Origin of the sequence: Aquimarina rhabdastrellae (genome assembly GCA_947387485.1) — a bacterium.
Lineage (GTDB): Bacteria > Bacteroidota > Bacteroidia > Flavobacteriales > Flavobacteriaceae > Aquimarina.
In genome coordinates, this window is sequence record CANDNT010000019.1 from 37,416 (window position 1) to 48,967 (window position 11,552).

An 11,552-nucleotide genomic window follows, 5' to 3' on the forward strand; every position below is an offset into this window, starting at 1 on the left:
GGAATCCTCATTTCCCTTATAATTGAGTTTGAAAAATGATAACCTCTTCATTATTATGATTTTTGTAATTACGCTTATAAATTAAGGAAAGTATATTCTTACAGTCAGAAAAAAGCCACGGTTACTTATCGATTTTTGAGTATTATAATCTTTTGTAATGAGTTAATTAATTAAATTAAAAACTTATGAAATAGATATATATGAAGTATAAAGGGCATATATCTTTTTACATATTAAACGTAGGCAGTTATTAGAAAAGCCTGTCATTCTGTACAAATTTGAACCTGACATAAAAAAATAAGATAATATGAATTTAGATTTTGTATTTAAATCTCCAGACCATATAAGATATGAAAATGGTAATCACGTTTCGGGCCCTCACGGTGGAGCAGGACGAGCTGTAAAAGTAGAACCAAACATTAATGGATGTGAAGGATATAATGTTAGGTATGGTGATGGTTTTATTGTAACAGTATTTAGTTTGGACGAGAATCACCCAGTTTGGCAAAACAATATTCAAATGACACCAAAACCAATGCGTATTGTAAGTCAAACTGCTGATAAAATAGTTTTGAGAGGATTTCCAGTTCAGGCTCAGTCACCATTTGGTTGGGTGGACTTCAACGGAGAAGATTATGGATTGACTGTAAAAATGAAAAACGGTGAAGTAGAAAACTGCATTTTACATATGCATGACAGAAATATTGATATTGAGTATCTGAAAGAAGATAATCAGCAAACTTCTAATGAACCTGAAATAGTATCGTTAGCCAAAAGAGCAAATGCACAATATCAACAAGAGAGCGTAACAGATGCCCGTCAATTGCTTATGCAGATTTATCGCTCTGTAAAATCAAATCCAGGACAATTAAAAGAAGTAAACGATTTTTCAGCTCTTGGCACAGTATTTTTAATGATGCTTGACCAAAATCTATCAGATGACATAGATACTCAACAAATGATGGCAAGTGTGAGCTATTTGTGTATTAGTAAGGCTATTGAGAAAGATAGTTCTAATCTAAATTTATATAAAGACAGATTATTGATGTTACGAATTGGTCACGAACCATTTAGTTATACTGTTATGAACGGATTGAATATTAATGCAAATCCATTTAGTGTAATGGGTTCAATGGCTACTTATTCATCAAGAGATGCAATTTACAAAATGGAAATAGCAGATCTTGAATTGAACTCAGAACTATATAATCAAGTACCTTTTTTTAAAGAAAGGAAAGATGAATTTGATGAAATGATTGGAAGAGATTTTTTTATGCCTGAAAAAACACTTGAAAATGTAATTAAATCAGGAATTGAAAATCACAAAAAGCTCCTCGAATATCTTGAAAATAGAGTTATGAATGAGGAAGATGTTGATTTTTAAAATAACGAACCGCCAATAACTAAGACTTCGGACTGCTCTCAGAGCAAAGTCTGAAGTTATTATGTATGCCCAGCATGGGCATAACGTCTTTTGTATATTCCGTTTGCCTGCCGAGGGCAGCATATGTTATATACAAGGAACGTTGTGCATAATTCCCTATATCAGTTACAGTCATGAAATAGAGTGATAAAATCTATTAGACTCACATTTTATCAACAATAAAAAAAGAAGTAACAAATGCCATTAAATACAGCACATGAAGGATACGAATATCAGGATTTACTTACTGCGTTTTTTGTTTTGGAAGAATTATTAAACGAGAATGATAGCGTATTTACAATTGATAGCAAAGAACATTCTGACGATAAATTTGACGATTTAACAATATCGAATTCTAATGGTGTATTCAAAAAACAAATAAAGTATAGTAATGAACTGTCCGACCACACAGCAACAAAAGACGATTTTGCCACATCGAATAATTATGACTTAGCTTTTTATGATTTGTTTCGTAGTTGGAATAGTAATCGAGCATATAATTACAGGACTTGTTTAGCATGGAATGAACCAACTGATAAATTGATCGATTTTTTAAAAGTATCATCAAAACCAAAAACATTTGAAAATAATATAACAAAGGTCTTTGAAATAGATATTGATAAACTCTGGCCGACTGGAAATGAGCCAGAAAGTTCTTGGCGAAAATTTAGAACTGAAAGTTCATCAATTAATAGAACAGATTTCGAACTCTTTTGTAATGATTTCATCATTGAAACTAACTTCCCTAAACAAAGTTTAAATACAGATTTTTCGGGAGAACTTGAAGCCATTATATCAAATCAAATCTCAAGATTGGGTATTGGGACATATCCAAATGAACATTACAACATAAAGTCATTTGCATTAGAACTACTAAAACTTATAACAAGAAGCCGTAGTAGAGGATTAGGAATTAGAACAAACGATATTTTTATCAAATTTAATATCAAAACTGACTTTGGTTCAATTGAGCAAATTTTTCCGATTGACAGCCAACGGAATATTAAAACTGAAGACAACATAAATTCCTTTATTACTCAACTGGAAAGAACTAATAAAATAATACTTCAAGGAGAGCCAGGCAGCGGAAAATCATGGTTCGTCCAAAACCTGCAATCTAGATTAAAAGAGAAAGGCTTTCATGTTGTACGACATTATTGTTATACCGAATTAAAAGACAGATTTTCAACGGAAAGAATTACATTAAATGTTTTCTATGGCAATTTGATAAAAGAAATATTAGATGCTTTTCCGCATTTGAAAGACACAAAACATAAAAGGTATGCAAGCAACCTTTATGAATTAAATCAATTGCTTCAAAATATTGATAAGGATACATTGGTAATAATTGATGGCTTGGATCACATCGAAAGAGTTTTTTCCTATAAGCAAGCAGAACTAACATTAAATGACATTGCAATTATTGATGCCATAAATAATTTGAATGTTTCAGACAATATCAAAATTCTTCTTGTATCTCAGCCAATTCATGAACTCAACACCTTAAATGGATATGAGACATTAAATATACCTAAATGGACAGATACAGAGACATTAGATTATTTTGCTAAAAATCAAATCTCTGATATTGAACTGCAGGACGAGAAAAAGCTTCATGAATTACTAACCATAAAGAGTAATGGAAATCCATTGTATTTAAACTATTTGGTAGAAGAGATTAAAACAATTCAAGTATTAACTACTCAAAAAATAAATTTACTTCCTGCCTATAACTACAACCTGAAAGATTACTATCAATACTTATTGGACAAGTTAAATTTAGATAAAACAGTTCCACAAATATTATCAGGTGCAAATTTTAGCCTTACTAAGTTAGAGTTAAGGGAAATAACACATCAAGGAAAAAATGTGGATAAGGCGCTAACTGCGCTAAAACCAATACTCAATGAAAAGTTAACAAATGGTGGTGTTATAATTTACCATGAGAGTTTCCGTCGTTTTATCCTTGAAAAGTTAGAAGAAGACGAAATAGATATTAACCGTGCCATTTTTAAACCAATAATTGATTGGTTTAAAGAAAAAGACTTCTTTAACTATACAAAAGCCTATCGTTTTTATTTTCAGCTACTCTTTGATACCGGTGATTATGATAGCGTATTAGGCTATCTTACAACTGATTTCATAATTCAAAGCATATACAATGGGCATTCATTTGACGCAGTTAAGAATAATTATTACTTTATGGCAAAATCAGCCATAAAAAATGTGGATTTTCCTAACATAATTCTTGCAAATGAATTAAATAAAGTTTTAAGTTCTACTGAAGATGTTTATTATGACGATTTTCATTTATACTTTTCAGCTCTTGGGCATTTAAAAGGTTTTAAATCGGTTTCCGAACATTTAGCTTTTGAGGAGAAGCCTACCTTACCTTTACTTACGGGTTTAGAAGCTTGTTATTTATGTGACCAGAATAATGAACCTTCACCTTGGCATTTGTATTATGACGACTATTTTGCAAATCGAAAAGAAATCTCAATTAGCGAGTTTAGATATTTTATTAGAGGTTTATTGGTTTTGAGAGAAACTCAAAAGTTAGCTAAGATAGCCACAGATGTTTTAGAAAAACATAAAAGATATGTCTCCGTTTTTGCAAATGAACTTGAGATTTATAGCGATAGTGATTATTTGCAAGAATTATATGAGTACGATGATGTTTTATCTAAAATATGTAACTATACTAAGCCTATAGCAAAAACTGAAAAAGATTTATTAACCCTTGCAAATGAAATATTAAGTTTTAATAATCTTTTTGATAGAGAAATATCTACAATTGACTTGTTTTTTAATCAAATAGATGTAAATATTGAGGATGAAAATACAATTAACAATGTTTTAAAATTATTTACGGCAAAAAATTGGTTTTATAATTGGATTGTCTATTACATAAAACTTAAAAAAGCTATATCTAAAAAAGAGGGTGTAGATTACTCAAAAATTGAAGAAGCCTTTAAGTTTCTAATTTACGATACAGAGCCATTTAAAGGAAATCCGAGAACAAGTGACTTGCATTCTTTGGGTGACTATTTATATAATTCATTTAGTGACGGACTAAAGCATTTAAAAACTGAACTTGAATGGAAAGTAATAATAGAAATACTTGTTGAAATTAGTCATAAAACTACTACTGAGATTCAAAAAAATATCGGAGGGCCATTACCTACCGACAAATTATTTCAACTACTTGAGGAATACTCAAACGATACCAATAGAACATTAATAATCAATGAATTTGTAAATCTTATTAATGAAAAAGAAAAATACCAACTTCATTCATATCTTGCAGGATATTGCTTTAGGCTTACAAAACAATATGCTTTAAATAATGATAAAGGAAAGGCGGATAAATATTTTCAAAAGGGATTGAAATTCTTTATCGGCTACACTTTTCGCAGAGATAGAACGATTGAAGACCTACTATATTCTATCGAGAGTTATTCAAACATAAACGAAGTATCAGGTAATGAGTATATCAAAAAAATAAAATCCCTAATAAATGCAGTAACTGACCATACAGACGGTAAGAACACAAAGTGGTTTCCTGTAGAATGGTATCAAAAATACTTTAGAGTTAATCATGAAGAAGCAAGCTTTTACTTACTATCGCAGATTAAAAGGTCATACTATTGGATATATGAAAGGCAACTTCAAGACTTATTAATTTACTCAGATACTAATATTAACCCGACCGTTGAAGCTTTTCTTTTTCTTACGTTTCCAGTAGATGCTGATGAAGACTTTTTGTTGTATGGATTAAACCTAATTGAAAAGTTAAAAAACGGTAACCACATATTAGCAAAGACTTTAACAGAGAATATAATTCAAAAATTAACTAATAGAAAGAATAATGGTTTTAATAACTCATTCATTGAAAAACTGAATTCTATCCTAAAGCACTTTGAATTAGAAAGCTTTAATGCAAAGGGTGCTTTACCTGAGAAAAAGACTTATCCTTACACGATAAACTTATTAGATACATTTAAAGCTCAGAGTATATCTCGTAAACAATTTTCTGAGATGTCTGCTTCAGAAATGATTGAACACTTTTCTGAAAATGAAATAAAGGATACAGACCTTATTTCGCTATGTTATTACTTTGATGATTTGGAGTTTTTGACACCTGAAATCGAAGAATTAGTTGATACAATAGTCCGAGAACATGAGAAATACCGGAAAAACCCAAACGTTGAATTATCTATTATTTTTGATAATGATAATGACATTTCAGCTCATTACTGGATTTCTCAATTTGTATACGAACAGGATGGTTCGTACAACAGCTTTAAGAACAAACAAGCTTTTGAAAAGGCATTTTATATAAACAAAGATATTGCTATTAAATCTTTAACTAATCAAATTGAAAAATTTACGCAAATAGGAGGTTACAATCGTTCAGTATCAAGTGGTCTAATAAATAATTTGATAGGAGTAGGTTACAACAAAGATATTATAGAAAAGATGTGGTCTAACCTCTATAAAGCTACTGATTTTAGACTTCCTGTACAAAAAACAATTTATTGGAATGAAATCCTAAAAGATGAACTGAACCTGAACATTGAAGAAGTTTTCATTTGCCTTTTATTTACACGCTTAGTATCAAATACAACAGAAAGACATCACTGGGTATTTTCGGGATTATGTTATTTATATGAACACCACGCGAACAAAATGGTTAAACCAACAAAGTGGTTTCTGCAAAATCATAAGTTCTTTTTAACAAGTAATCTAATTATAGTTCTTGAAATATTATTTGACATTAGTTCTTCTTCAAAGGAGTATGTTCAAAATTTTAGAGACGAATTAGATGAACTCGTGCCATCGAAGTTTTATTTAGTCAATCTGATAGTAACATACTTATTAGACAAGAGATTTATTACAGATTTAAATGGTCACAAGCTGTTCTATTCTGCCCAAAATGACGCGGTCAGTTTTTTTGCGAATATAAATTATCGAAATAATACAATTAGTAGAAAAGGATTTAGTTTTGATAATGTTGTAGGTAAATATTTGAGTTCTTTTGACAGAGAATTTCAGAAAGAATATCAATTCTTAGGTAACCGAATGATAAATCGATTTGTAAATAATATTTACTCACCAAATTATCAAATTGAGCTTATCAATACACAGTTATATCAGGAATTTGAAAGCTATCCAGACCAACCTGACCTATACGATTTTTTAAAAATTGATTATAAAACCATTATTGCTCAAAATCAATCATATACCAAACGCCCAGATTTACCCAGACCTTCTCAGATTGAGAATAAGTGGGCAAGAAAAAATGTTGACCTAAATGATTGGGTTCGGGTTGGTTATTACGAGTATGAGTTGTTTGAAGTAAAATATGGTAAAAGCAAAGAGTATCGAGTTTTTGAAGGAGTTGTTTTTAACCCTAACCTTGCGGAAAATATTCCATTTTCACAATATAGAATATATCCACCTCACCTGTGGGAAGAAATGGACATGAACGGAATTGATGAATTACTTTGTGTATCATTAATTCAGCAATTAGATATGCTAGAAAACTATAAGGTATTATGGTTAAATACCAAGCTTGTTTTTTGGTTGAACTTACAAATTGATAAATATACGAATGGATTAGCGGCAAAGAATGAATTAGGAGAGATTGTTTTAAAACTAAATCGCTGGTCAGCAGACTATGTAGGTAATGGTGCTATTGCAGGAATTTCAGATGAGATACCAAGATTAGAAGGAGTTGAATTAGTTTGTCGTAAAGACTATTTTGAAAAAATTTGCGATTTCTTTAGTCATGAAAAACCATATTCATATAGATTGAAACTATAAAAAACTACACACAACATTTGTAGCTATTGAACAAGTCAATAATTATAAAATATAAAAGAAGAGAATAAATCTTATTAAAGAGCTACTTTATCGATTAAGAATAAATTAATAAAATTAAAGATCCTTAAAAGAGATATAATACGTCCCCAATTTAACATATAGAGAATTACAAATAAGAGTCTTGATTTTAGCAATACTCTTGCTCAGGTTTTTAGAGAATTTTAGGTATTTTTGAGATTATACGTAATAGCATAAAGCATCATCACCTTACTATCTTGTTGTATATCTATAGTTATTGATCTTTCTCCATCTTATAAATTAGATTAGCGTTCCAAAGACAGGTTCAATTGTACTTTGTCTTTTTCGCTTCATGTATTTCCCCGTATTGCTATGTATTCTAGTTTTATTTTGTTCATAGACTCTTAAATAAACTAAAACTTTTGAGTGGACAGTTATTTAACTGAGAAAGAATAAAAAAAACTCATCAAATCATTCTTTTTCAATATACCTTAGTTTTGGAAATAATATTATTTTAGCTATTACTTGTATAACATTTCTTAATTAAATATAACCAAGAAGAAATGATTACAAAAATATCAAAAAACGATACAATAGTTATAATAATATGAACGAGAATACAATAGAAGATTTACGTGAGGCATTAAAATATTCGCCTGACAATATTCCATTACAACTTTTATTAGCTGAAACCTTAGTCACTTTAAACAGATTAGAAGAAGCAGAAATTGAATATTCTAATATTCTATCAAAATCCAATGATATAAAAGCTAAAATCGGACTTGCAACCGTATATTTTAAAAAAGGTAACTATTCTACTTGTAATGTGATTTTAGAAGAACTTATAGATAACGGAACGAAAGAGATAAATATTTTTATACTTTATGCAAAAGGTCTTTTAAAAGAAGAGTTAATAGCCAAAGCAATTGAAGCGTATCAAAAAGCACTTGCTATAGACCCCGATTATTTTGATGAAGAGTTGGATAGTCAACTACGTCAAAAAGAAGTTATCGAAGTTATAGCAACTGAAGAAGAATTTGATAATCGATTTCTAGAAAAACCCAATATCAATTTTGATGATGTTGGTGGTATGGAAACTGTAAAAAAAGAAATCGAATTAAAAATTATTAAACCACTTCTTCATCCAGAGCTATATAAAGCTTATGGAAAAAAAATTGGCGGGGGTATTTTACTTTATGGACCGCCTGGTTGTGGTAAAACATATATAGCCAAAGCAACAGCTGGACAGGTGAATGCCAAATTTATAAGTGTTAGTTTAAATGATATTCTTGATATGTGGATTGGGAATAGCGAAAAAAACCTACATGAAATATTTGATTTGGCTAGAAATAATACTCCATGTGTTTTATTTATTGACGAAATAGATGCTTTAGGAGCAAGTAGAAGTGACATGAAACAATCTAGTAGTCGACACTTGATCAATCAATTTTTGCAAGAATTAGATGGAATTAATAATTCTAATGAAGGTATATTAATTATAGGAGCAACCAATACACCATGGAATTTAGATCCGGCATTTAGGCGTCCCGGAAGATTTGATAGAATTGTTTTTGTTTCACCTCCAGATATCATAACGAGAGCATCAATTTTAAAACTAAAACTTAGTGATAAACCCATAGGTACTATTGATGTTCAAACTATAGCCAAAAAAACACAACAATATTCTGGTGCAGACATCGATGCTATTATAGATATTGCAATAGAACAAAAACTTGAAGATTCATTTAGTGATGGAATTCCGAAACCACTCGAAACAAAAGATTTAATTAGCGCTGTAAAAAAGCATAAACCAAGTACTCAAGAGTGGTTTACTACAGCAAAAAACTTTGCAATGTTCGCGAATGATTCAGGGCTTTATGATGATATTCTAACTTATATGAAAATAAAGAAATAATATGGTTAGAGATAATAGATTGTCAAAAGTTGAAATTCTTATTCAACAGAAAAAGTTTTCGGCAGCCGAAAAGATTCTTGCAGATTTACTTATAGAAGATCCAAATAATATTCATTTCTTATCTCAACTGTCAGAGATATACCTGCAACAAGATAAGTTTGAAAAAGCAAATACAATAATAGATAGTGCCATAAGTATATCACCTGACGAGTCTTATTTATTCTACATAAAATCTCGTGTCAAAATTCATCAAGATGAATTGAACGAAGCAGAAAGGTATATTAATCAGGCAATAGAAATAGATCCATATGATGCAGATTATTTAGGACTATTAGCACATATCAAATTAGAACGTAAACAGTTTCACACTGCACTTAATACAGCTAATAATGCATTAGAAATAAATGCTGAAAATTTATTAGCATTAAACACAAGGAGTACAGCTTTAAACAAGCTCAATAGAAACGAAGAGTCTTTTGAAACGATAGAAGGTGCTTTGCGAGAAGACCCGAATAATTCTTATACTCATACAAACTATGGGTGGAATTTGTTAGAAACAGGAAATCATAAAAAAGCGCTTAATCATTTTAAAGAAGCTCTTTCTAGTGATCCTAATTTTTATTATGCTCAATCAGGAATGCTTGAAGCGCTTAAGGCTTCAAACCCTATCTACCGTATGTTTTTGAAATATTCATTTTGGATAGGAAATTTAACATCGAAGTATCAATGGGCAGTTCTTATAGGTTTTTATATTGGTTTTAGAGTTTTAAGGAGTATAGCTCGTAATAATGAGACGTTACAGCCGTATCTAACCCCTTTGATAATAGCGCTTGCTTTAATTGCATTTTCTACATGGGTAATTACACCAATAAGTAATTTGTTTTTACGATTTAATAAATATGGGCAATTGCTACTGGATAAAAAGGGAAAAATGAGTTCAAACCTTGTTGCGATAAGTTTTATAACATTTATAATAGGGGTATTTCTATACTTTATTTTATCAGATGATAAGATGTTAGCTATTGCAGTTTTTGGTTTTACAATGATGCTTCCATTAAGTACTATATTCTCATTATCAAAAAACAAATATGGACTTTTAATTTATACTATTGCTTTAGCTGTGATAGGTTTGAATGCAATCGTATATACTTTTCTGAACGATAAATTAGTTAACTCGATGACCATAGTATTTATTTTTGGATTTGTAGCATTTCAATGGATAGCAAATTATATGTTAATCAAAGAAGATAATCAATAAAATGATACTTAAGAGATATTTTAAGTTTGCAATATAAAGCAATCTTAACCTTCATATAAAGAGATAGAGGTGTCGACTGACACCTCTTTTTTAAATAATAAGAGTTTAATTCACGATACATTTTTCTAAAAACTCCATGATACTTTTTCTAGAATAAACAGTAATGTTACCGTGTTTAGCGTAAGTTATAAAACCATCATTACGTAACCTTAATAATTTACCAGTGCTTTTAATTCGTAAAACTTCTTTAGCTTCTTTAGGGGTTAACCATTCATCTTCATCTTTCAATTTTTTAGTGTCAATTAAAGGCTTTACTTCTGCCATAATATTTTGAGTTACTTGATTAATTAGTTTATGAAAAGCTTTAGTTTTCATCATAATGTATTTTACTTTCATAATTGTATAAAAATTTTAGTTTACAAAATAAATTTCAACAAGTATAATCAAGTAATACCCTATAATGAGTTAAGAATTTATGATGAAAAGATTTCCTTTTAGTGATAAATGTTAAATTAAATTTATGTCAAATAGCAAACTTAAAGCATAATCAATCCTTTTGATTTACTAAGAATTACCTCGGCATTATTTTCTAAAAAGATCGATATTTTGTCTTTTACTAGTGCAAAAGTCTTACAAACATTTGTCTGTAAGGCTTTTTTTATTTGTAGTATTATGTGAATGATTGATTTTTATTGTTTTGAGGTTCGATAATTGAAAAAAAGCTTGTTTAGTATATGTAGGTAAATTCGGATTAAAATAAGATGGTTATGTATTAAAAAAGAATTCTACGTTTCTTAGATCTCTAAATTGTGATCTAAAGGCTTTTATTTTAGCATTAAAAGATTCTGCTGCTGCATTTGTACTTCGATTATCAAAATAATTAAGTATAGATTGATAATTTAAACTGATAGAGTTTGCTACAATAGTAAAAGCTTTAAAGAAGAAAAAGAAAGAGCTTCATTTTTTTAATTCTAATTTAAATCTATTTTCTTTTAACTTATTTTAGGAAATAAAAAGTTTCATTTTCAGAAGTAAATATTAAATCTTTTCTGAAAGGTTGTTTATAATTTAATTTTTTTTAAATAAATCTGATTTAAAGTCACTTTTTATCT

At 29.5% G+C, this 11,552-nt stretch carries 6 protein-coding genes; 4 read left to right on the forward strand and 2 right to left on the reverse strand.

Going from position 1 to position 11,552, the window contains the following annotated elements:
• Positions 1–307 precede the first annotated feature (307 nt).
• The 4 genes from ACYEKI_RS18810 (at position 308) to ACYEKI_RS18825 (ending at position 10,440) form a co-directional block, all read left to right on the forward strand.
• Positions 308–1,384, forward strand: coding sequence for a hypothetical protein (locus ACYEKI_RS18810; RefSeq protein WP_459212758.1), 1,077 nt, complete (start codon positions 308–310; stop codon positions 1,382–1,384).
• A gap of 237 nt (positions 1,385–1,621) precedes the next feature.
• Complete coding sequence (locus ACYEKI_RS18815) at positions 1,622–7,249, forward strand: AAA family ATPase (protein WP_459212759.1); 5,628 nt, start codon at positions 1,622–1,624, stop codon at positions 7,247–7,249.
• A gap of 625 nt (positions 7,250–7,874) precedes the next feature.
• Positions 7,875–9,182 (forward strand): AAA family ATPase, encoded by a 1,308-nt coding sequence (locus ACYEKI_RS18820; RefSeq protein ID WP_459212760.1) that lies wholly within the window; start codon positions 7,875–7,877, stop codon positions 9,180–9,182.
• Position 9,183: 1 nt separating this feature from the next.
• Positions 9,184–10,440 (forward strand): tetratricopeptide repeat protein, encoded by a 1,257-nt coding sequence (locus ACYEKI_RS18825; protein WP_459212761.1) that lies wholly within the window; start codon positions 9,184–9,186, stop codon positions 10,438–10,440.
• A gap of 105 nt (positions 10,441–10,545) precedes the next feature.
• Here ACYEKI_RS18825 and ACYEKI_RS18830 read toward each other — a convergent pair whose 3' ends face one another.
• Positions 10,546–10,836, reverse strand: a complete 291-nt coding sequence (locus ACYEKI_RS18830; protein ID WP_459212762.1) for a helix-turn-helix domain-containing protein — start codon at positions 10,834–10,836, stop codon at positions 10,546–10,548.
• 369 nt (positions 10,837–11,205) lie between these two features.
• Positions 11,206–11,364 carry a transposase gene (locus ACYEKI_RS18835; RefSeq protein ID WP_459212775.1) on the reverse strand — a complete coding sequence of 53 codons (159 nt, stop codon included), beginning with the start codon at positions 11,362–11,364 and terminating at the stop codon, positions 11,206–11,208.
• Positions 11,365–11,552 lie beyond the last annotated feature (188 nt).